This window comes from Bacteroidia bacterium (assembly GCA_041391665.1).
Lineage (GTDB): Bacteria > Bacteroidota > Bacteroidia > J057 > J057 > JAGQVA01.
Genome location: JAWKNO010000003.1, coordinates 1,994,836 through 2,018,175, shown reverse-complemented (window position 1 = coordinate 2,018,175; position 23,340 = coordinate 1,994,836). Strand labels below are relative to the sequence as shown.

The following is a 23,340-nucleotide window of genomic DNA, read 5'->3' as shown; positions in this document are numbered from 1 at the left end:
CAAACAAAGACGGTGTCCGCACAAAATTTTTATTTACAACAAAACGGGGAGATTTGCCGTCTGCTCGTTCAATAAAGCCTTTTTTCTCTAAAGCTGTACCTTCCACACCGCGGTATTTTCCCCGTCAAAAATCCTCAACAGATATACCCCGGTGGATAGAACGGGTAGGGTCAGATCATGATCTGACCCTACTGTCCCTGCCTTTTTCCACGTTTTTAAGGTCTTACCTTGTATATCGGAGAGCGTGATGTCTAGGGATGTCGGGACAAAGCCCTCACTGAATGACAAATATATTTTATCACTGGCGGGGTTGGGGTAAAGCGAAATCTGCCGGGCAAGCAGGTTATCCCTGATCCCTGCGACAAACGTCTCGCAACTTTCCCACTTAACTGCAAAGGTGGTGTCATGCGCGGGTATCACATATCCCCTGTCGCTATTCCACCACTCTGCACAGGCAGTGGGAACGGTTTCCCTGAAGTCGAGGTAGTTGGTCCAGCTGCTGGTTGTGAGGTAGTAGTATGCACCCGAACTTCCTGCCGGGATTTGGGTCGAATACTTGTATATCTTCCCTGAATGCAGACTCATCGGCACAATCAGCCAGTTGGCTCCGGTAAAGGTGCCCGTAATATATACGCCGTTTGACACGTCCTGCCCGGTCATGTCTACCATAAAAGTTATGGTAGGCGTCGTGAGGTTTTGGTAGAACTGAGGTTCTGTCCATTTTCCTCCGCCATTGTCGATGAAGTTGTTGTTGATGGGGTCAAAAAATACCACATGGTCGTGGGAAGATCCCTGCCCCCATGGGGTGCGGCAAGGGGTCGAAACCCATGCAGGTTCCCAGAAAATCATACCACTACCCCCCGAAACCATGATCTCCCGCGCCAGATCTACCAGGTAGGAGAGTTGTTTTTCGGGCGAAAGGGGGGAATACATCGGGTCTGCCCCGGTGATGATATTGGGCATCGAATCAAAATTCTGTGCGGTCCATGGATAACCGGTTTCGAGGGCGATCATTTCATATCCGGGGAAACTTGCGACAAGATCTTCTACAAAGGTTCCCACCTGTGAAATGCTCGCGCCGTGCCAGCCATAGTAATAGGAAAAACCCATGATGTCAAAATCTGTAACACCCAGGGTGATCAGGTTCTGGAAAAACCATTTGGTGTTGATCCCCGAAAAATGCACGGCGATTTTGGGATCAACAGAGGCTGTATCGCCTACGGCTCTAATGGCCTGGATCGCTGTATTGTACAGCTGGGCATCGCGGCTCCAGTCGTTGCCGACACTTCCCCCGGCAACATAGTTGCTGTCCATCGTTGTGTGCCGCAGGAGGCCGCCGTTGTTTTCATTGCCTACACTTACAATTTCTGGCATCAAACCATCTTTCTCCAGATCGCTTAGCACCTTTACTGTATAGTTGTAGAGAGAGTCTTTCAGCGCCGGAAGGTTATTGGCGACCGGTATCCACCGGGCGGGAATAAGCTGGCGGCCCGGATCTGCCCAAAAGTCAGAGTAGTGAAAATCGAGAATTACCTGCATGCCCGCAGCTTTCGCCCGGGAAATGGTCTCTTTTACATCTTCAAAATCGCTGTACTGAGGTTTTACACCTGCCGGCTGTACGAGCAAATTTTGCCACTCAGGATCTACCCAAAGCCGCACTCGCACCAGGTTTGTACCGTGATCGGCAAATATTTGATATACGTCTTTGGAGATGCCATTTTCCTTAAAGTCCGCCCCGCAGTCTTCCATTTGGTTGACATAGGAGAGGTCGTTGCCGAAGTAGAAGCTTTGGGGAAAAGCTGCAAATGGAAGCAGGTAAAAGAAGAAAAGGATATGTGATTTCATAGCATTGTTTGACGGATGTTATTTAATCCTCAACATGCAATTTCAACAATTGTTCTTTTCCTGCAAGTTTTTCCAGCGGCTTCCAGATTTTCTTTTCTGGGGAATGGATGACCACTTCCTGTTGTTGGGAGGCCATTAATATCGCGGCGGGAATGTCCATATATTTCATCACGTTGAGGTAGCATGGGCCTTCGCGATGGCTTGCCGGAGGCTGATAAATGTGAATGGACAGGTAGGGAAACTGGTGTTTCGCAAAAAGCGAAGCGTAGATCATTTGCACACCGGCTACCCCTTCAGCATGGATTTCTGTATCTGAATAGCGGAATTTCATCACAGCATTCATCGCCTGAATCAAATCCAGTGTCTGCATACTTTCGAGTGTTTGCCCCAACAGATAATACCTGCGGCGTATTTGGGCAAAATCCTTTTCGTTTGCTGAAAAAGCTGCCGGGCCTGTTCCTCGCATAGGGACCAGAATAATTTCTCCTGCCGTACTGAGCCGTTGTTGTAACTCTGCGGCAAGTGTCTCATTTCCGGTTGCTTCCGGCCAGAATTCTCCCCCGGCAAATGACGCGCCCAGTCTTTCTTTCCACCAGAGCCAGTTGTTGTTGTCCAGGGGAATGATCTGCACGGGTTTGCCATTCTCAGTCAACGGCTTGATACTAAACAATGGTAAATGGGTATTTGCGTCTGTTTGCAGATTGTGGAGAGAAATTTCTGCGAATGAATTTTTTTGCTCACTGACAGGGGTAAGGGCAGGTGAAATCATTTCTTCCGGCCACCCGGCAAAGACTTTCTCTTTCAGGTTTTTCTCCCATTGTTTTGCTGCCTCTTTCCAGGATGTATTTTTTAATACTTTTTCCACTTCCTCCGCTACGGGTACAAAGGTCTCGTCAATTTGTGTATTGATCTGATCTTCGGGCAGTTTGTCAAATACTTTCAGTTGTTCGGGTTCAAAATACTTTACCGCTGCGTCTTCGATTAATTCATCTTTTTCTTTAAGGTAATGGTTCATCCACCGGAAGGCGTGGATTTGCAATTCCTGTATGTCCATATGAGGGCCCGCAACCGTATTCAGTGCGAGCAAATCTCCTTTCTCCATTTTTTCATAAACCCCTCTTACTGTCTGATAAGTTCTGAATACCCCGTTAATTGGGAATATCGGGTCTCGGTCAGAATTGGAAATGAGCAGTGGTTTGGGGGCAAAAAGTGTCGCTACTTTGGGATAATCCCATTGGTACGTATTGACCATAAACATACAATCGCAGTGGCCGGTGACACATCCATCGACTACATAATTGCGCAGATCTGTAACGCCTGCCACCGGAATAGCGACTTTAATCCTTTCATCGATTCCCGCCGCCCACCAGCTGTAAATACCTCCCCCGCTACGACCGGTGATACCGATTTTTTCTGCATCCACTTCCGGGCGGCTGACAAGGTAATCCACTGCCCGGATGCCGTTCCACGCTTCCACACCAGCAGGTGTATATCCGCGCGAAATCCACCACCAGCGTTCCAGGTGGTGTGTGCCGCGATGAATGCCTTCAATTTCACCCAGCTGCATGGTATCGATGATCAGGCAGACATATCCATGTCGGGCAAACCATGCAGGGTGATGCTGATAATGAACCTTACTGCCATAAGCGATACCGTCTTTGATCACCTGCCCGTGTCCGCAGACATAAAGAATGGCCGGAGCCTTTTCCGTAAGGTTTTTGGGGCGGTACAAATTGCCAGTGACATACAGGCCCGGACTGGACTGAAAGTATAGTTTTTCGACGATAAAATCTCCGTGGTCGATGGTGCCAGTGATAACGGGGTTTAATGGAGTGTGCTCAGGCATCGGTGACAATCCCAGCATCTCCAGCAATTGCTCGCGGGATTGTTTCTGAAAAGCAGGCCAGTCTGTAATATGGCTAAGTTCTGATTGGGTGTTGAGCTCCAGTTTGCGGGTTTGCGCTTCAAAATAAGCAGATAGCTGCCCGTCAAAATCCCACTTTGGAGAAGGGTTGTCGGCTAATTTACCGGCAGGATGAAACAGAGGCAGGATACAAATAAGAGAAAACAGCCCAATGGATTTAAACATAACCTTGAAAAATTATTTTACCAGTCCCTTCCATTCTTCCTGATCATAGACATTCACAACTTCATACCCGTTTTCGCCCCGGCAGGGTGAGAGCACAGCCATAAAGCGAGCCGGTTTGTCATACACATTAAAGGTTGCATGAACCATACCTGCGGGGATAAATGCGGATTCTCCTTCGGCCAGTTCGATAGAGGTTTTTTCCAGCCATTGCTGGATTTTTCCTTCTACCACGTAGATGATTTCTTCCTGATGGGGGTGAAAATGGAAACTATGCCCTTTTCCGGGTTCGACGACGACTTCGATCATGACCAGCTGGCGGGCACCCGTTTGCTCAGGACCGCTATGCCAGAAGTCGCTTCCTAAAGCGCCGGGCTTCCACTGTTGGCCGTCGGTTTTAAAAAATTTGCCATCTGTCATAAGCGGATATCTTTAAAGGCTTTAATCTGTTCGGTAATCGCGATTTCCGTAGGAAGGCGTTCCATGCTGCTGGCTCCATAAAACCCGTGGATTCCCGGACATCTTTTTAGTACATATTCTGCATCTTCGGGCATGGCGATAGGGCCACCGTGGCAAAGCAATAATACATCTTCGCGAATACTTTTCGCAATTTCCGCCCACTCATTGATCAACTCTACGCTTTGGTCAAGGGTTTTGGCAGTTGCCGCGCCGATACTTCCTTTGGTTGTAAGGCCCATGTGGCAGACGATGATATCGGCGCCAGCCTTTACCATATCTTCGGTTTCAGAGGCAGAAAAGACGTAGGGCGTAGTGAGCAAATCCATTTGGCTGGCAATATGAATCATTTCCACTTCGAGCTGATAACTCATGCCGGTCTCCTCGAGGTTTTGGCGCATGAGTCCGTCAAAAAGGCCAATGGTCGGGAAATTCTGAACGCCGGCAAAACCGGTTTCTTTGATTTTTTTGAGAAAGCGAGGCATCACTACAAAAGGATCGGTGCCATTGACTCCGGCGAGTACGGGCGTTTTTTTGACGACAGGCAGGACTTCTTTGGCCATGTCGAGCACCACATCGTTGGCGTTGCCGTAGGCCATCAGCCCGGCGAGAGAGCCGCGGCCTGCCATCCGGTAGCGACCGGAGTTGTAGATGATGATCAGGTCAATGTCGCCGGCCTCTTCGCATTTTGCGGATATGCCGGTTCCGGCTCCGCCGCCGATGATGGGCTCGCCTTTGGCGACTTTTGCTCTGAATCCTGCCAGGATTTCCTCCCGTTTCCATTCAAGTATCATATTGTCGGATGAAGTTGGTTAAATGATTCTATAAGTGCTTCGGCAAATGCCGGATCGTTGATTTCGTAGGGCAGACGAATAATCTGCCGGTTTTCAGTCTGAATTACGTGTTTTTCCAAAGTTTCAAACAAAGCCTGGTTTGCTTCCGGATCGTAAAACGGTTTGCCCGGACTGTCGATCAGCGAAACGCCTTTTTCCGGCAAAAGGAATCTTACCGGGCCTTCCATCCGGTTGAGTTTGGCGGCAATCCATTCTCCCATCAGGACATTTTCTTCGGGTGTGGTGCGCATCAAGGTTACGGCAGCATTGTGTTTGTAGAGGTTGCGGTGGCTGTATTGCTCCGGCACAGAGTCCAGCGGGCCAAAATTTACCATGTCAAGGGCACCGACCGAACCTATATAAGGGATTTTTGTATGAATGATGGCATCGAGACGGGACTCTCCCGCACTCAGCACACCTCCCATCAGATGATCGCAGATTTCGGTCAGGGTAACGTCAATCACATAACGCATCATTCCGGAGGAAATCAGCTTTTCAAATGACTGGCCGCCGATACCCGTGGCGTGGAAAATCACACAGTCAAACTGATCTTCAAAATGCGATCGAATGTGCTGGACACACGGAGTGGTAACACCAAACATCGTCATGCCAAGGGCTGGTTTTACATCTGCAATCACCTGCGGTTTTCCATTGAGCATGCCTGCCAGTGCCTGTGCAGCATTGGCCAGGATAGTGCGGGAGATCGAATTCAGTCCGGCAAGGTCAGTGACAGAGTACACCATCATGATATCCGTCGCTTCTACAAATGGCCGTGTATTGCCGGATGCCATGGTGGAAACCATAATTTTGGGAAGCCCGACCGGAAGTGCTTTGAATGCATGCGTAATAAGTGCGGTTCCCCCCGAACCACCAATGCCGATGACACCCGACAGTCCGCTGGTATTCAGCAGAAAAGATTGTAGTGCCTCACCCATTGCCGTGATCGCTTCGCCCCTGTCAGGAAGATCAAGTAGGGCCTCACCCATAGGGTGATGTACTGCCAGACTCAGATTGGAAATATCTGCGGAGATTGGATGCCTTTTTGTACTTACATCGACAATTTTTGCCTCAATTCCTTCCTTTTCCAGCACGGTGCGGAGGAATATCAGTTCGGAGGATTTGGTATCGCAGGTACCGATGATGAAAATGGCGGACATGGGGCTGTAATTTTCGGGGGTACAGAACAAAACTCAATTTATTGAAAAACATCAGAATCACAAGATATTCCTTTGTTGGTTATTTATATTTGCATATGGATATTGGACATACAGAAACCATCGTAAATCCGCACACCAGAAAGTTTATTCTTCTGAATGATGGAAAACCGCTTTCATGGAGCGAGGTTGTTTCTCTGTGGGCAAATGACGAAGTATTCCGGACCTATTTCCTCCGGTTACTTGCAGACTCTTCCTTCAGCGCTTTTTTCTGGGAAACACTTCCTGTAACTGCCGATACCTTTGATCAGGACTTTGAATTTGTGCTGGTAGATAGTCCGGCATTGGCAAAAGTAACACCTGAAAGACAGGCATTTGGCGATTATTTTGGCAGACCTTCGGCCTATCCGGGTGTGGCTGCATTTCCCAATCTGGGTGGAGATGCTTTTCTGGTAGTACCTGCACCGGAAATAGCAGAAATTGCAGCCTATTCGCATATTGCAAATTTTGTGCGAAACGCACCCTTTGCGCAGCAGCAGGCCCTCTTACAGTGCCTTTCAGCAGAAATCAGCCGAAAACTCAGCAACCATAAACTATGGGTGAGTACATCAGGGTTGGGCGTATACTGGCTGCATATACGGCTCGATTCCCGGCCCAAATATTACCAGTATTCGCCTTATAAAACCTGAAAAATGTATATTCAAAAGCCTTAATCGTAAAGCTATGGCTGAAAACAAAACTAAAAAAACCTCACAAAGCGTCACCGAATTTCTCAATGGGGTAGAACCTGACCACCGGAAAGCGGACTGTTTCACCGTATTGAAAATGATGGAAACCCTCACGGGTGAGGCTCCCAAAATGTGGGGCCCAAGCATTGTCGGGTTTGGTGATTATCACTACAAGTATGAGAGTGGCCGGGAAGGAGATTTCTTTCGGATTGGTTTTTCTCCCCGCAAACAAAACCTTACGCTCTACATCATGGCCGGGTTTGATCGGTATGAAGAAATCATGACCCGCCTCGGCAAATACAAAACCGGCAAATCCTGCCTTTACGTCAATAAGCTCAGCGATATCGATATGGATGTGTTGAAAGAGCTGAGCCAGGCTTCGCTGGACTATATGGCGGAGAAGTATCCAAAATAAAGGGCGTATGTTATAATATCCAGTTTTTTGATAAATTTCCGATGAGAAGACGTACATATTTAATTTTGAGAGTAAACAATCATCACTAGTAGAATGAAGGAAATCGAATTATTTAACTACCGTTGCTTCAGTTATCTACACCTAGATTTTTCCGATAGAGTCAATTTGTTGATTGGGGATAATGCAAGTGGTAAGACGACCTTAATTCGGGCTATTAGTTCGGTGCTAAACTCATTTTTTATCGGTTTCAGTGATGAAAACACCCGGTTCACTGGTCTTTCCAAAGATGATTTCCGAAAAGAAGAATCCGAAACAGGTCTAGCAAACGAAAAGGAGATTAAGGTAGCATTCGAATTTTTAGGACAATCTGCATCCCTTGAACTTCACTCAAAAAAGGGAAGGACACTTCAAAAGCCGCTGACGCCCATAAATGTTTTAGGGGCTAGTATGTATAAAAATCTCTTTAGAGATGGAAAACAAATAAATGCCTTGCCTTTATTTGCAAAGTTTTCGACATCTGATATCCATTCATCCCGAAAAATCTCTTCTACTCCGTTTAAAAGATATGAACATAAACCCTCATTTGGATACTACGAATGTCTCCAGGGAGATGGCTTTCTCGATTATTGGACAACCCGCCTATTGGTCTTAAAAGAGGGGAATATAGGCGAAATGGAAGTACAGGGGGTTATAAATGCACTTATAAATGCTTTAGGTGAAAACGGATGTGATATTCTTCGTGATGTACACATAAGACCGATTCAGGGCCATGTCTTTTACTACCTGAATGACGGTCGTGTTACAGATACTGCAAACCTCTCTGACGGGCTAAGGCGACTGGTAAATATTATACTTGATCTCAGTTTTCGCTGTATGCTTTTAAACAAAGGAATATTTGGTTTAAATGCCTGTATAAAGACTGAGGGGACAGTACTGATTGATGAAATTGATCTGCATCTTCATCCTACACTTCAATCTAAAGTGGTAAAGGGCCTTCAAAACGCATTCCCGAAACTACAGTTTGTTATTACCTCACACGCACCTATGATCATGACCGGGATTCCGCAGGATGAAGGAAATAAAATTATCAAACTGGAATATTCTTCTAAAGAGGGATACAGCGCAAAAAAAATTCAAACCTATGGACTTGATGCCTCTACAATCATTCAGGCTGTACTTGGCGTTACACCACGTTATCAGGAAGTCGAAGATCGCCTCACAACGCTTTTTGGCTTCATTGATAATGATGAATATATTCAGGCGTTTGATAAACTCACCGAAATGCAAAGAGAGTTTGGGGGTAACCTTCCTGAATTAGCAAAAGCTGAGGCCATGTTAAACTTTTTAACCGAACAGGACGGTGATACGGATTAAGAAGGAGGTTGAGCCTCTTGAGTGGAAAGCTAAAAGAATGACTCCGGGTTTTAATCATTATGAACCAATACCGGAGTTGAGAAATGCCTTATTGAAAGAGCAGGGGTATATTTGCGCTTATTGTATGAGAGAGATACCAGTTTCTAAAAAAGATCTGGGAGAATCAGAAACATCTAAAATTGAGCATATAAAGAGCCGGGAAAATCATCCTCATAAACAGTTGGATTATACCAATATGGTGATATGTTGTCCCGGAAGCATCAATGGTAATACCCATTGTGACAAGTCAAAGGAATCTGCTGAAATAACTTTTTCGCCTTTCGATATTTCTTTGCAGGAAAGCATAAGCTATGGAAGTTATGATGGTAAAATAAAATCTGGAAATGGCCAGTGGAATGATGAAATCGACAAAATCATCTGCCTCAATAATGCGATGCTGATGTATAACCGAAAACAGACATTGGATGCCATTGTGGCTGTGTTGAAAAAACAAAAATGGAAGAAAGCAAAAATAAAGGAATTAATAGATGAATGGTCTAATCCCGACCACAGCGGCAAGCTCAAACAATATTGCGGAATTGTGATTTGGTATCTTAAGAAAAAACTCCGACAGATGTGACTTTATGATTATTGGTTATTCTTAATCTGCTGTTCCAACATGCGCATTTACCTTACAATCATTCTTTTAACGATCCTCCTCTCCTGCCAACCTCCGGCTGAAAATCGCCCCGCCCCTACCCGTGGCGTATGGCTCACCAATGTGGACAGCGAGGCGATGTTTTCCCGTCAGGGTCTCGAAGATGCTGTCGATCTCTGCGTAAAAAACGGTTTTAATACCATTTTCGCCGTCACCTGGAATCGCTCTCATACGCTCTACCCCAGCAAAATTATGGAAGAGCGGTTTGGCGTGGCGATTGACCCAAAACTGACTGGGCGCGACCCCTTGCAGGAACTGATCGAAATTGCCCACGCAAAAGGGATAAAGGTTTTTGCATGGTTTGAATTTGGCTTTTCCAGTTCGTATCAGGAAGATGATGGCGGAATGATTATCCGCAAATATCCCCATTGGGCGGCGATCGATACCAGCGGAAATATCGTCAGTAAAAATGGTTTTCAGTGGATGAATGGCTTTGATCCCAAAGTGCAGGACTTTTTGCTTTCGCTGCTGAAAGAAGTGGTGGAAAACTACGAAGTAGACGGGATACAGGGCGACGACCGTCTGCCAGCCTTGCCTTCTGAGGCGGGGTATGATTCGCTTACGGTGTCCATGTATCAGGCGGCTCACGGGGGAAATCTTCCACCCCGGAATACGCTCGATACGGCATGGGTTTCCTGGCGGGCAGATAAGATGAATGACTTTATGCAGCGCATTCACGCCGAACTGAAAGCTGCAGATCCGGAAGTGATCATTTCCATGTCGCCCAGCATTTTTCCCTGGAGTAAAGAACAATACCTTCAGGACTGGCCCAAATGGGTGCGGGAAGGATGGATAGATATGGTATGCCCGCAGGTGTATCGTTATGATATCGAAAAATACCGGGGCGAACTCCGGAAAATTGTGGAAGAACAAGTTCCTCCGGAAAAAAGGAGTATGGTTGTTCCAGGCATATTGCTGAAAGTCGGAGATTATTATGCTTCAGAAGAGTTTTTACAGGAAATGATCGAAGAAAACCGCAAGTACGGGCTAGAGGGCGAGGTATTCTTTTTTTATGAAGGGCTAAAACGCCATCCAGCGTATTTTGAAGGACTTTATCAGTAATCTATGTTTCGCAAAGTTGTACTTCTGTTTGTGTGTTTGGGGTTCGTGAGAATAGCGGCACAGCCTGGCAATTCGTGTGGAAATGATGACCTTTCGCAGCGGGAATGGATGCCCCGCTACCTTGACAATATCCGCCAATCGCAAATGGCGAACAGTCCGCGCAACACAACGCAATATATTCCGGTTGCCTTTCAGCTGGTTGCCCGCACAAACGGTGTAGGCCGCGCCGCCACCTGGCGGGCTTTGGAGGTTCTCTGCGAGATGAATGAAATCTTTGCACCCACGGGTCTTCAGTTTTACCTCCGCAAGGGAGGCATTTTTTTCATCGACCACGATGGTATATTTAATGACCATGAGCTCGCGACAAACCAGCAGGCGATGCGGGGGAAAAGTGTTGATTCCGCGGTGAATATTTTTGTGGTAAACCAGATTGCCAGCGGTGCCGTGGGTTATTACGACAGCGGCGACGACTGGATTGTGGTCAGGCGCGATGTATTTAAATCGGGAAATAAAACAACCACTCATGAAATCGGCCATTTTTTCAGCCTGTTTCACCCGCATTTTGGCTGGGATGCCGTAGCCTGGAATGCCCAGATTCACGGCAATCCTGCACCGGCAGTCGCCTCTGATGGAATTACCCCCACCGAACGTGCAGATGGCAGCAACTGCAGCACGGCGGGAGACATGCTCTGCGACACGCCACCTGATTACAACTTCGGACTGAGCTGGCAGCAGTCCTGCGATTACGGCGGTGGAGCAATGGATCCTTTGGGTACTCTTGTGGATCCCGACGAAAGCCTGATCATGTCATACTTCCAGGATAGCTGCCGCAATCGTTTTTCTGCCGAACAAATAGCGCTCATGCAGGCAGATTTTCTTAGCCCGGCGCGACTTAACCTTCACCCTGCTTATTCTCCCCAGTCCGATACGATTTTGGCGACATCGCTGCTTATAAGCCCCACAGGAGGCGTTTCAACTGCCGGAAATGATCTGGCTTTCACATGGACAAAAGTGGAGGGGGCAAAATATTATTATGTAGAGTTTGACCGCTCCGCGGCATTCAGTCTTGAGCCGATAGGAATGATTACAACTGACACAGCCATTCTCTTTACCCAAAACTGGTTGGAGGATAAAACTTATTACTGGCGGGTATGGGCTTACAACGACAGTTATTCATGTGCCGGACCATCGTCGTCCGTTTCTTTTCAGGTGAGTGTGGTTTCCGGGTTAAATGAATGGACTGAATCATGGTTTCGTGTAGGGCAAGCAGCAGGTTCGAGGGAGATAACGTTATACTTTTCGAACACAAAACCCATCACCATGCCTGTGAAAATCATCAATACCAGTGGATTCACCTGTTTTGAGACCACATTTTCCCTTCCTCCGGGAGAGCAAAGACAAACTTTATCTTTGGATTTTTTGCCTGCCGGTATATATTTGCTGGCCTCCGCAGGTTTTCCCGGAAAGATCATTTGTCTTTACTGACAAAAAGATTAAAAAAAATTCTATTACTACTGCTTCCCGTGCACTGCTCGCAATGAATTTTTTAACCTTAACCAAAACCAATTCTATGAAAACCTTAACTTTCTTTTTTGTATTGATCACGCTGGCAATCGCACCCATGCGCGGCCAGATTTCCATTCTGTTTGTGGATGATGATAGTGATACTTTTGGGAATGCCGAGCTTTTGGCTTCAGCATTGGACTCGCTGGGGTATGCTTACACGTATTTTAATGCAGTAGACAGTGCAGCCAGTCCCACAGATACTTATATGGCGGCCTTTGACCTGGTGATCTGGCATGCAGCTTCTGATGGAGATGGACTGCTTTTCTGGAATGGCATTGATGAAGACAATACTGCGCTCAAAGCCTATCTCGAAGGAGGTGGAAAACTCTGGTTGAGTGGAACGGATATTCTGTTTGATCGTTATGGAGGTGCTCCTGATACTTTTGGTGTTGGTTCTTTTCCATATGATTATCTGGGTGTCAGCCAGTATGATCTGCAATCGTATGTGGATGATGGGTCTATCGGCCTTCCTGCAGCTTTTCCAGATACTGCGCAGCCCATTGCCGGGCTTGATACCCTTACCTGGACCTTTACCACACTCTGGTATGTGGATGGGGTGAGCATTCGTCCCGAGGCGGTTCCCATTTACCGTATGGGAGATGCAACTTATCAGTTTGCCGACAGTATCACAGGAGTATGGTATGATGCAGATTCTTTCCAGACGCTTTCGTTTTTCTTTGATATGGCGTTGGCTGCCAATTTTACGATGCTGAAAAACACGACAAAGTCGGTGGTCGAACTATTTGAATCGCTGACAACGGCAGTTGACAAAAATCAATTTGCAGCCACAAATGTCAGCATTTACCCCAACCCTACCTCGGGCGCGTTTAACCTGACTTTTACGCTTGATAAAAACACCTCTGTAGCCGCTTCGCTTTGGAATATTCAGGGCCAGAAGATCGCCTCTCTGTTTTCAGCCCGGCAGTTTACCGCAGGCACTCACCAGCTAAACTGGAGCGATTTTCAGGCATTACCTGCGGGCACGTATATCATCCGGCTGGAAGCCGATGGCGTGCAGATGGTGCGGCCGCTGATTTTCCAGCGGTAGGATGTATTAAAATACAAAAAAAACCCTGCTTTGATTAGCAGGGTTTTTTTTGTGACTAAAGTTTTAGTTTTTATTAGCGGACGGGTACAAGATTGATATTAAGAAGTAGTTGGATCATTGGCAGAAATATTTGCTCGTCCACGAAATATTTTGAGCTGGTATCTTAAAGTTGACAACTTTATATTGTAATCAGCCAGCATTATTTGAAAATTTACTCCGCTTAGGTCGAAGATCAGATAAGCCTTTCTGTATTGTCCATATCCTTTCATTTTTGCAGTTTCGTTGGAAATGTACTTCCATTCAATTAACTCTCCATTGGTGGTAATTCCCTGATTACTAAGTATAAGAGAAAGTTGGCTATTTGAAAATTCTTTGTATGTCCTTCTTAAAAAGATAATACCAATGATAATACTAAAAACCCCTAAAGTATTAACGCCAGGTATGGACACAAGATAAATGCCGCAACCAATTATTGAGCTATATAAAAGAATTCCGACTATCAAGCCACTTTTGGAGTATTTATATTCGACTTTATCCGGAATGGAAAGATCATCGACAAATTTTCGGTAGATTTTTGAATCTTCAAATCGTTGTTCCAGTTCATCGATTATGTTGCGTTGTCTTGTTGTTCTTATTTCTGTTCGTTCGAAGAAACTACCATCTTTCCAGATTAACATTCCGTCGATGGCCTGGTCTTTAAGTTCCCTATGATCTTCAATTCTGCTAAAAGCCCAAATCCGCCAGTGAGTTATCATGAAACTCCAGAAAACCCACGCTATAAGTGGTCCGATTAAAAAGCTAATTAAACCCCAATACCAGAGAAGAGATTTGAATATCACTAAGTACCAGCCCCCTACAATTATCCCAAACATGATCAAAATAACTGGGACATTTACAATGATTTGTCCCCTCATAATTGCTTTTTGGGGTGTGATTTTCTGTTCCGTCATACTGAAATAAAAGTAGGTTCATTTATCCCGCAATTTATCCCGCAATTTATCCCGCAATTTATCCCGCAATTTATCCCGCAATTTATCCCGCAATTTATCCCGCAATTTATCCCGCAATTTATCCCGCAATTTATCCCGCAATTTAGTTCATTTAAATTTTCATAAAATTGAAATGAGGAAGAATTTTTCTGTCTAAACCTCCTCCCTTTAACTTTTATATAAACCATGGTGTCCGTTCCAGTACTGGATGTAGTTTAAAGGTTCCAGTTCGTTGATAAAACACAGAAGTGAGTCGGGCGATTTCGTGTGCATATTTGAGTGTTACGGGCAAAGCATTGATAGACTGAGTGCTGGACCAATTGAGTTTGGTAAGTGCCAGAATGTGCTGTGCAATGCTGCGATAAGGCATGATATGTTGCGGGTTGTAAGGTTCTGTTAGGGTATTGACTTCGAGTAATACTGGCGTTCCGAGGGTCTTTTTTAGTGTAGAGTAGCCAGTAGTGGAGAGGTAAATCTGGTGTTTTCCTGTTACCACATAACTGCCACGACTAAGGCTGCCATTTCCTTCGATGCGGTTGTCAAACATGCGTATATTATGGAAAAGATTAATCCAGACAAATGATACTGTAGCCTTTGGACGAACAGACTTTACGGCTGCAAGAATATGCTCACGGTCAAGTCTGGAAAATTTATTGGTATAATGAATATGAATGGAAGCGGAGTCAGACAGGTCTTTTCGTTGCAAGAGACTCTCTTTTACCAGTTTTGCCAGGTGAATATGTTTTTCCTCAAAGTCAAAGCTCAGGCTGTTACCTTTATAAAACATCCACTGTCCGTAGCGGTCAAAAACATTGGCATATCCCATGGTTCGGCGAAAATGGTTGTCTTCCCGGTATTGTGCATAAGACAGACCTATAAAACAGTCTGCTTCAGGTAGTGCGTTAGGCAGTACCCATGGGGTGCCGCCGGTTTTTGCATTTATATTCAGGGCAAGATTCAGGTCTTTGAACTTGGGATTTAGCAGGGTATTCGTATCGACCATTTGTACGGGAATACCTTTTTCGAGCAGATATTCTTTTAATATAAAGTATGGAGAATGAATATCAGTAGCAGGATACCGGTCTTCAGGAATGTGAATGAGAAAGATACGTGTGAGATCGGGGTTACCGATCCAATGGGGGTGCTGGGTCAGCAAACGTTGAATTTCTGGGAGAAAATCATGTGCATCTGACTTGGAAATCACAGAAGTAAAGGTAAGGGAAGTCCCAAAGGTGCGTTCCATACCTTTGAAGTTCATCTGCCCTCTTTGCAGGGTTTCTATTAATTGTTGGCATGAGTTTTCAAAGCCAGTAAGGCAGAAAGGAACAATTTCGATATCGCGTGGTGTGGTGATTAGTGCGCCAAACCTTGTAAGGCCGGAGAGGATATTAGCCTCTGTGTGATTTTCCTGAAACTTTGCCTCAGGTTCCTTAAGATTTCGGAATAAGGTAAAAAACAGATTCTCATCCACATCTGGAAGCTGTAGAGTAAGTGGCCTGTCAGATAAATGTGCGGTAAATCCATTATAACCCATAGGAAAAACCTGAGTAGCCAAAAACTTCGCGACGTCGAGTATTTTCGTAGCCCGGTCTTTGGATGCATTGGCCAGTGAAGCCATGCTAAACTCCTTGATTTTTGCTTCAAGGTCAAATTTCAGGGTGGAAGCAATGGCTGAAAGCTCTGTTTTTGACAGATTTGGGATGATATTTTCGCAGGCGACTTCTTCTGTCGTTTCATATTCAGGAAGTCTGACTTTGGCTGTGAATGTTGTATAGGATTCGATAAGGCCGGCTGTCCATGTTCCCCCATACTTTACCTGCGAAAAACGCTCCTGAAAATTAATCTTTTTTTGAAGTAGCTTGTCGAGGCTAGATATATTTCTGACCTGAATTGTATAATCAACCGAAAGATAGAACTTTCCATCAAAAACATAAACCTGTAAATCATAGGCAGGATATACATGTAGTACGGCATCTATCAACGCATTGATTTTGAGGTTTTTCCCTCTTTGATGAACTGTGATACGCGATTTTTTCTCCTTATCAATATACCATCCCAGATTTCTAAGTTTATCCCTTATAAGATGAAGAAGCTGTATTTGAATGGAATAGCTTAATGGATCCGGTTCCTGTAGTGTATGGTATTGAAATTCGATGGGAAAGAGGTTAGTGAACTCATCACTTAATGGCTGTTGCAATTGTCTGATTCTGGCTTCCCGATTTACGGAGTCGTTAAAAAGTTTTACAGTTGTAAATCCATTGGTACTATACCTGGGAGCAGGCAGCTTAAGCTCTTTCATTGCTTTCAACATGGTACGATGGCCTTCACTGAGCGATTTTACAAATCGCTGCCCACTTTCATCGACCATGGTTTTTGCCCACTGAGATATTTTTGGATTTCGTGGATAATGAGAAAGCTGTTGGTCATCCAGGCTAAAGTTTGCAGGAATAACCCCATCCTGAAGGATTCTGCCAGGGCTTCTGACCGCAAAAGCGTCTTTATAAAGAATGCACTCAATAGGAAGGGGAGAATGGTAATCTCTGTGTATAAGTGCGTTGACGATAGATTCCTCAACGGCGTTGGGCGGAAGCTCCGGCTCTTCAACGATACCACTTTCATAGGGGTTTCGGTAGGTGTATTTTTTGAAAAAAGCCCCTTCGTTGACAAAAGTCCGCACTTTTCGAAGCAACTCGGGCAAACATCCGTCGAAGGTTTTGTCAAAAGTTGGATTTCCCGCCTGTTTGTATTGTTCAATTGGCGATTCGTATTTGAGGAAACGGATTTGTGCTCCTGGGATATGGGCAGAAGGGTTATTTGCAAAAAATAGAAAACCAGCGTACGTAAAAAAAAATCTGCTATTCTCTGGTTTGGCAGCTCCTATATTAAGCAGGAATTCGGTGTCTTCATAACTAAACGCTGCGCCTTGTTCTTCCAGATACCTTTTTTTAAATATTTCGAGAACCCCTTTGTTTATGAGCACCGGAGATACTTCACAAACAGAAAGTTGTTCCCATTTTTTATTTCTTTCCAGCAATAAAGCTTCTTCCTGTTGTGGAGATAGTGGCTGATTTTGTGCTGCTTCGCGAATCCATGCTTTGGGATGTGATTCATTGGTTTTACAGACTCCGGAAAGACCCTCAGGTGCATATACAGCCAAGAGTCTTTTCTCTTCGATATAAAACTCTTTTGATTGAGCCTGATGATTAATTAAATGAATCTTTTCCTGAACCAGTGCATTGAGTTCGTTCTCTGTCAAATGGTTAAGCCCAACAATATTCCCATCATCAGATATACCCAAAATGAGAATACCACCACGTGAATTTGTAAATGCAGATATAGTTTTTTTGAGATTCTCCTTCCCCTTTTTGATATCATCTCTAACTTCTTTTCGATCAAAATACTGCCCTTCCGGACTTTTTGTGATAAAGTCCAGGTAGTTTTCGGGGTTTTGAAAAATAAGATGCGGATCTAATACTAACATTTGGTTTGGTCATCAGGTTGTATTACAAATATAGGCTTAGAACGCTAAAACTCCTTCTGCTTTTCGGATAATTTGTTCCAACTCATGTTGACCAATAAAATTAACCTAACTTCAAAGGACTTTTAAGTTTCTCCCCAAAAAACCACACCTCACCCCACCCGCTTCTCAAAACACACACTATTCTCCACGCCGGCGTACTGCCCGTAGTTGGGGATGCGGCGGTAGCCGCTTTTTTCGTAGAGGCGAATGGCTTCGGGTTGTTTGAGTCCGGTTTCGAGGACGCATTTTGGGTAGCCCATCTCTGAAGCCCAGTTTTCGAGCTCTGCGAGGATTTGGGCGGCAATCCCTTTTCCTCTGCTCTCCGGGAAAACATACATTCTTTTTACTTCCATCGTGTCGGGGGCAAATTCTTTGATCGCACCGCACCCGATGGGTTTACCGGCTTCATAAGCAACTACGGCGTATTTGATATTTGTGATTTTGTTGTACTGCGCATAAAAGGAATGGTCTTCGCCATCCCTTCTGGCAAGATCGCTGTCAAGATGCCTGACAAGCTCGGCAAAATCGCTGTTTTCAGCGTTTGTTCTGCTAATGGTTATCATTTGGTGAGTTCTTTTATTACTTCTCCTGTCGGTAATATATCGAGATAATCAATTTTGACCAGCCGCCGCAACAAATGGTCGAGATACCAGGTGCTCACCGGCCCCCACCCTTCGCCATCAAGGCCATGCAGGTTGAGGATCAGCCATCCGCCCGGCCCGGCGAGAAATTCGTTTACCTCCGCTTCTACATAGTCATCGGAATTGTCGGGGCCATGCGACCAACAACCCAGCCGCAGTCGCTCTGCACTGCCGGGAATACGATTGGTCTTTGTGTTTGTGAGGGTAAGCCAGGCACCCGTACGCACGGCTGCAACCCGCTGAAGTGCAAAGTGGTCAAGCGCTTCCGTAGATGCGTTAAACGCAAAATTGTACACGGCTTTTTCCTTGTCATACCCTTCCAGATTTGCCTCAAAATAATCCAAACACCGGGTCATATTGGCTGTAGCCTGTTCGAAGGGAATCTGTGTGAGGTTGAGATGTGCCCACGAATGAGGCATGACCTCGTGGCCGCGGCTTTTCAGCGTATTCCAGTCTTCAAAATTTCCCATCTGATCCGGGCGGACCCAGAACCCAACGCCTTTAAATTCGGGTAAATGACCGGAGGCGATGACGTTCAGGCATGCCTTCAGGCCGTAGTTTTCGTGAATTTCGGCCGTGCGGTAAAAAGATTTTTTAAACCCGTCGTCAAAGCTCAGGGTGAGAATATGGGTTTTTCCCTTTGTCGTAAATGACTCAAAACCCATTGCCAGTGCGCTGAGCGCGGTTGTTTTGACAAATGATCTCCGGTTCATAAAGGAAATTTAATTTTTTTTTCAATATCCATGTTACGTTTATTCAAAGCCGCTGAACCAATAGGTATAAATCAAAACTTTTAACAACATTTAAACATCGCTAGATTATGAAATCATCCAACGCTATCGCCCGTCTTTTTCTATCCGCGGTTTTTGCCATGCTGATTGCCTTTCTGCCTGCAAATACGGCTTCTGCTCACGTTCCTGTAATGAAAACTGACGGAATTCAGTCTTCTTTCGGCGAACAAAAAATCATCATCAAAATCATCATCATCATCAAACGGAAAGCCGCAGGGGTGGCCGAAATTACGGGTCTTCGTATGGCCGGAAAATCTCAAAGCCTTGAAAACAATGAAATACTGGCTGAAGCCTACACCGAAAATGGTCAATTGTACCTCCGCGCATTGCAGGGAGAAGCGCTTTCCGCCAAGATTTTGATGCCCGATGGTTTTCTGATAAATCAGGCGATTGGTCTGAAACTCGGAGAAAAAGGTGCATTTAAAGTTAAGGGTGGAAGGTTTGAACCTATAGTCAATAAAATGGGTAACTTCGAAATTCAGGACTAATCGGAATATCAATGTTAAAGGGTGTTAAGACCCGGTTTAGATAAGATTAAATATGAATGTCCGGCAGAGATGTCGGACATTTTTTATAAATAGTTTCTTTGAACGGAAGAAACTATTTACTATTTTTATCCTCCTACGAAGGAAACTATGGATAAAAAAGCAGTTTTCCAGGAACTGATCGCAGACTTCATACGAAGGCCTGACAGGTTAGTAAAAACACGCGATCAGGTCATACCTCATGACATACCTAAAATTATTTCACTTCTTGGCCCCCGAAGAGCCGGCAAAACCTATATTCTGTTTTCCCTCATTGAAAAGCTAAAGGAAACGATACCTTCAGCTCGGCTAGTGTATGTAAATTTTGAAGACGACCGGCTCTTTCCATTAAAACTGGAAGACATGGACGGTTTGGTCAAAGGGTACTACGAAATGTACCCGGAAAATAAAGACCACACGGTATATTTCTTTTTTGACGAGATACAGGAAGTGGATCAATGGGAAAAGTTTATCAGGCGAATTCACGATCAGGAAAACTGCCGGATATTTATTACAGGATCTTCTTCCCGTCTGCTGAGCCGGGAACTGGCTACCAGTCTGCGGGGGCGAACCCTTCCGTTTGAGGTATTTCCGCTGAGCTTTAAGGAATTTCTTTCTTTCCGGAACGTCTCCTATGACCTTTTTAGTTCCAAAGGGCAAGCTGTTCTGGCAAGCGAATTAAACAAATATATGACGCAGGGCGGATTTCCGGAACTGATCTTTCTACCGGAAGAATTACATAAGGATGTAATCAATGAGTATATCAATCTGATGCTCTATCGGGATCTTACAGAACGTTTTTCCCTCAAACACCCACATCTGATCAAATACCTTCTCAAATTCCTGTTGACCAACATGGGTCGAACCCTCAGTGTAAATAAAATATACCTTGATCTTAAATCGCAGGGATATGCAGTTGGAAAAAATACTGTGTATGACTATATATCCTATCTGGAAGAAGCTTTTATTATTTTCAGGGTTGACCTTTTTAGTCGCTCTATCCGCCGTCAGGCAGTAAATCCAAGCAAAATTTATGGAATTGACCCGGCTTTCAAATATGCGATGAGTATAGGTGAAGATAAAGGCCAGGTATTTGAAAATACAGTTTTCATGGAGCTGAGACGCAGAAAAAAACAACCCTTCTACCTGCTGGAAAAGCAGGAAACCGATTTTTATACCGAAGAAGGTCTGCTCATCAATGCTTGTATGGATATTTCTCATCCCGAAACACGTAAGCGGGAAATTAACAGTCTCGCAGAGGCAATGGATCTTCTGGGTTTATCTGAAAGTCAGCTGATTACGCGTGATAAAAAAGAGGAAATTCAACTGCCGGGGAAAATGATCAGGGTGCGGCCTTTGTGGGAGTTTTTGCTGGAGGGCAGGGATTATGAAGATGTTTAGGGGGGGGATTTGTGCAGTATTTCCTTTACATAGATGTTTAATATTAAAAGACAAGAAAATATGAGTATAAAGAAGAATAGATTTGAGGTTTTGATAAATCCAACAGAGGAGCAAGTGTTTGAGCGGGAACCACTTATGAAGTTTTCGTTTTATCTTAATAGTAGACATATGGTACTTATCAGCACCTTGGATGAGATTACTGAAAATTTAGACAATGGTTTTTCAGGATTTCCATCAGGTGTGATAGATGGTAGCTCAATTGGCCATGCGTCAAGTCTGATGTGGTATTGGACATTAAGGGCATATGAAGTAATCAGAACTATTAGTCAGGCAAAAGACTGTTTTTCGAGTAAATTTATTGAAGATGTAAACGACCTCAAGAGAGACCTAAGCAAAGCCAGAATGCCAAGCGCAAAAATGGAAAAAAGAGGAAAAAGAGAGCCCGTAATTTCTACAAGAAGCCCTGATGGCTGGGACTATGAAAACAAAGATTTGTTGATTGGCGACCCTTATGACTATATTTCTGCAAGAAAGTTACTTCAAAAATACGATGAAATAATGACCAATCTGAAACCATCTGATGTACTTAAACGTCATGAAGAGTCATATTGAGAAAAGGTTTTAAAAATTCATATATATCCGTATTTTGTACTAAAATTATTCGCATGACTATCACAATAGAAACCTTTGATATTCAGGAGTTAGAGCAACTACTTCAGGTACTCAAATCTCTGAATATCAAAAATGTAAATATCAAGGAGGGGGCGAAGAAACGGCAACCTGCCATCACCAAAGGCGACAAAAAGTTAGATCCAAGAGAACTTTTTGGCATTTGGCGGGACAACCCGCGTACACTTGAACAGATTCGTTCTACGGCGTGGAAACGCAGTTGGGAGATCTGAGCATGGTACTTTGCGACACAAATATCTTTATCAGTGCTTTCAATGGCCGACAAGATACAATTGACCAGTTAGGCAAAATTGGATTGGATGAGGTCGTTTTGTCTGCTGTAACCGTGATGGAATTGTTTCAGGGTATGGGCAATAAAGAAGAATTGGCACGAATGAAGAAAAAGATCAGGTATTATGACGTGGTGCAGATTGACGAGGCTGTTTCTATAAAAGCTCTTGAGTTTATTGAATCTTACAAACTAAGTCATGGTTTGAGTATTCCAGATGCCATAATCGGAGCAACAGCAGTAATTCACCAAATACCACTTTACACGTACAACATTCGGGATTTTGACTTTTTGACTGGCATTATTTTGTATCAACCTGTATAAAACACAGCGAAGAATTGACCTCTTCTCCAAAGCCATAAACAGCCTCCCGGATTTTCAGGGGAAAATTGTTTCCCATTCCCCGAAAAACTACTTTTGCGCAGCCCGTTTTGAAAATTTCTGCATGAAACAAACCATCCTTATTCTCGGCGCTACCTCTGACATCGCGCGCGCCATCGCACATCGCTACGCCCGCGAAGGGTTTGATATCCTGCTCGCAGGTCGTCAAACCAAACCGCTGGAAAGCGACGCTTCGGATCTGAATATACGCTATGGTGTGTCAGTAAAAACATTGGAATTTGATGCGGAAAACTACCTTTCTCATGAAAATTTCTGCAAAGACCTGCCGGTTTTGCCTGAAATCGTATTCTGTGTTTTTGGTTATCTCGGCGACCAGAAAGCAGCAGAAACCAACTGGGAAATGGCGCACCGCATCACCAGCGTCAACTATACCGGCGCCGTTTCTGTCCTCTCTCATCTCGCCAATATTATGGAATCAAAAGGCAGCGGTACCATCGTCGGAATCAGCTCGGTTGCCGGTGACCGGGGAAGAGCCAGCAACTATTTTTACGGAAGTGCCAAGGCTGGTTTTTCCTCCTTTTTGTCGGGGCTGAGAAACCGCCTGGCAAAAAAAGGCGTCCATGTGCTTACGGTAAAACCCGGCTACGTCAATACCGCCATGACCGCAGGAATGACACTCCCCGGCCCGTTGACCTCGCAGCCCGAAGCCGTTGCCCAGGCCATTTTCGTTGCTGTGAAAAAGAAAAAAAATATCCTGTATGTAAGCGGCGTATGGCGTATTATCATGCTGATAATCATGCATATACCGGAGTTTGTTTTCAAGAAGATGAGTTTGTAAAAGAAAAGAATCGTATCTTGACTTGATATTGGATATATAAAATCCGTCTGTAAAAATAGCTGGTACATTTTC

At 44.8% G+C, this 23,340-nt stretch carries 22 protein-coding genes; 13 read left to right on the top strand and 9 right to left on the bottom strand.

From position 1 onward, the window contains the following. Window positions 1–87: 87 nt before the first annotated feature. Genes R3D00_30970 through R3D00_30950 form a run of 5 tightly spaced genes read right to left on the bottom strand, consistent with a single transcriptional unit; the run spans window position 88 to window position 6,377 of the window. Complete coding sequence (locus R3D00_30970; protein ID MEZ4777638.1) at window positions 88–1,845, bottom strand: glycosyl hydrolase 53 family protein; 1,758 nt, start codon at window positions 1,843–1,845, stop codon at window positions 88–90. Window positions 1,846–1,867: 22 nt separating this feature from the next. Continuing rightward, the gene (locus tag R3D00_30965; protein ID MEZ4777637.1) at window positions 1,868–3,934 is read right to left on the bottom strand and encodes a prolyl oligopeptidase family serine peptidase; all 2,067 of its coding nucleotides are present in this window, start codon (window positions 3,932–3,934) and stop codon (window positions 1,868–1,870) included. 12 nt (window positions 3,935–3,946) lie between these two features. Next, window positions 3,947–4,351, bottom strand: coding sequence for a cupin domain-containing protein (locus tag R3D00_30960; protein ID MEZ4777636.1), 405 nt, complete (start codon window positions 4,349–4,351; stop codon window positions 3,947–3,949). After that, the gene (locus R3D00_30955; GenBank protein ID MEZ4777635.1) at window positions 4,348–5,181 is read right to left on the bottom strand and encodes a phosphoenolpyruvate hydrolase family protein; all 834 of its coding nucleotides are present in this window, start codon (window positions 5,179–5,181) and stop codon (window positions 4,348–4,350) included. The genes R3D00_30960 and R3D00_30955 overlap by 4 nt, the downstream gene beginning before the upstream one ends. Further along, complete coding sequence (locus R3D00_30950) at window positions 5,178–6,377, bottom strand: Tm-1-like ATP-binding domain-containing protein (GenBank protein MEZ4777634.1); 1,200 nt, start codon at window positions 6,375–6,377, stop codon at window positions 5,178–5,180. The genes R3D00_30955 and R3D00_30950 overlap by 4 nt, the downstream gene beginning before the upstream one ends. A 95-nt stretch (window positions 6,378–6,472) precedes the next feature. Here R3D00_30950 and R3D00_30945 point away from each other — a divergent pair, with 95 nt between their 5' ends. The 7 genes from R3D00_30945 (at window position 6,473) to R3D00_30915 (ending at window position 13,264) form a co-directional block, all read left to right on the top strand. Next, complete coding sequence (locus R3D00_30945; protein MEZ4777633.1) at window positions 6,473–7,063, top strand: hypothetical protein; 591 nt, start codon at window positions 6,473–6,475, stop codon at window positions 7,061–7,063. A 34-nt stretch (window positions 7,064–7,097) separates the two neighbouring features. After that, window positions 7,098–7,517, top strand: coding sequence for a DUF1801 domain-containing protein (locus tag R3D00_30940; GenBank protein ID MEZ4777632.1), 420 nt, complete (start codon window positions 7,098–7,100; stop codon window positions 7,515–7,517). 93 nt (window positions 7,518–7,610) lie between these two features. Beyond that, a complete protein-coding gene (locus R3D00_30935) occupies window positions 7,611–8,891 on the top strand; it encodes an AAA family ATPase (GenBank protein MEZ4777631.1) in 1,281 nt (426 codons plus the stop codon). Then, entirely contained in the window at window positions 8,878–9,510 is a 633-nt protein-coding gene (locus R3D00_30930; protein ID MEZ4777630.1) for a hypothetical protein, read from the top strand. The genes R3D00_30935 and R3D00_30930 overlap by 14 nt, the downstream gene beginning before the upstream one ends. Window positions 9,511–9,549: 39 nt before the next feature. After that, window positions 9,550–10,650: a family 10 glycosylhydrolase gene (locus tag R3D00_30925; GenBank protein ID MEZ4777629.1), complete on the top strand. Its 1,101-nt coding sequence runs from the start codon at window positions 9,550–9,552 to the stop codon at window positions 10,648–10,650. Window positions 10,651–10,653: 3 nt separating this feature from the next. Beyond that, window positions 10,654–12,135: a hypothetical protein gene (locus R3D00_30920; protein ID MEZ4777628.1), complete on the top strand. Its 1,482-nt coding sequence runs from the start codon at window positions 10,654–10,656 to the stop codon at window positions 12,133–12,135. Between the two features lie 85 nt (window positions 12,136–12,220). Beyond that, window positions 12,221–13,264: a T9SS type A sorting domain-containing protein gene (locus R3D00_30915; protein ID MEZ4777627.1), complete on the top strand. Its 1,044-nt coding sequence runs from the start codon at window positions 12,221–12,223 to the stop codon at window positions 13,262–13,264. A 98-nt stretch (window positions 13,265–13,362) separates the two neighbouring features. On the opposite strand, the gene R3D00_30910 is transcribed toward R3D00_30915, so the two are convergent. From R3D00_30910 to R3D00_30895, 4 genes are all read right to left on the bottom strand, one after another. Then, a complete protein-coding gene (locus tag R3D00_30910) occupies window positions 13,363–14,214 on the bottom strand; it encodes a hypothetical protein (GenBank protein ID MEZ4777626.1) in 852 nt (283 codons plus the stop codon). Window positions 14,215–14,428: 214 nt separating this feature from the next. Further along, on the bottom strand, window positions 14,429–17,734 hold the full coding sequence (locus R3D00_30905; protein ID MEZ4777625.1) for a Piwi domain-containing protein: 3,306 nt from the start codon (window positions 17,732–17,734) through the stop codon (window positions 14,429–14,431). 149 nt (window positions 17,735–17,883) lie between these two features. Next, a complete protein-coding gene (locus R3D00_30900) occupies window positions 17,884–18,336 on the bottom strand; it encodes a GNAT family N-acetyltransferase (protein MEZ4777624.1) in 453 nt (150 codons plus the stop codon). Next, window positions 18,333–19,127, bottom strand: a complete 795-nt coding sequence (locus R3D00_30895; protein MEZ4777623.1) for a polysaccharide deacetylase family protein — start codon at window positions 19,125–19,127, stop codon at window positions 18,333–18,335. The genes R3D00_30900 and R3D00_30895 overlap by 4 nt, the downstream gene beginning before the upstream one ends. Window positions 19,128–19,234: 107 nt before the next feature. Between R3D00_30895 and R3D00_30890 the strand changes: the two genes are divergently transcribed. The 6 genes from R3D00_30890 (at window position 19,235) to R3D00_30865 (ending at window position 23,268) form a co-directional block, all read left to right on the top strand. After that, window positions 19,235–19,693 (top strand): hypothetical protein, encoded by a 459-nt coding sequence (locus R3D00_30890; protein MEZ4777622.1) that lies wholly within the window; start codon window positions 19,235–19,237, stop codon window positions 19,691–19,693. A 147-nt stretch (window positions 19,694–19,840) separates the two neighbouring features. Beyond that, entirely contained in the window at window positions 19,841–21,130 is a 1,290-nt protein-coding gene (locus R3D00_30885; GenBank protein MEZ4777621.1) for an ATP-binding protein, read from the top strand. A gap of 60 nt (window positions 21,131–21,190) precedes the next feature. Then, the gene (locus tag R3D00_30880) at window positions 21,191–21,742 is read left to right on the top strand and encodes a hypothetical protein (protein ID MEZ4777620.1); all 552 of its coding nucleotides are present in this window, start codon (window positions 21,191–21,193) and stop codon (window positions 21,740–21,742) included. A gap of 53 nt (window positions 21,743–21,795) precedes the next feature. Further along, on the top strand, window positions 21,796–22,032 hold the full coding sequence (locus R3D00_30875) for a hypothetical protein (protein ID MEZ4777619.1): 237 nt from the start codon (window positions 21,796–21,798) through the stop codon (window positions 22,030–22,032). Next, window positions 22,008–22,412, top strand: a complete 405-nt coding sequence (locus tag R3D00_30870) for a type II toxin-antitoxin system VapC family toxin (protein ID MEZ4777618.1) — start codon at window positions 22,008–22,010, stop codon at window positions 22,410–22,412. The genes R3D00_30875 and R3D00_30870 overlap by 25 nt, the downstream gene beginning before the upstream one ends. Window positions 22,413–22,533: 121 nt before the next feature. After that, window positions 22,534–23,268, top strand: coding sequence for an SDR family oxidoreductase (locus R3D00_30865; protein ID MEZ4777617.1), 735 nt, complete (start codon window positions 22,534–22,536; stop codon window positions 23,266–23,268). Window positions 23,269–23,340: the final 72 nt, after the last annotated feature.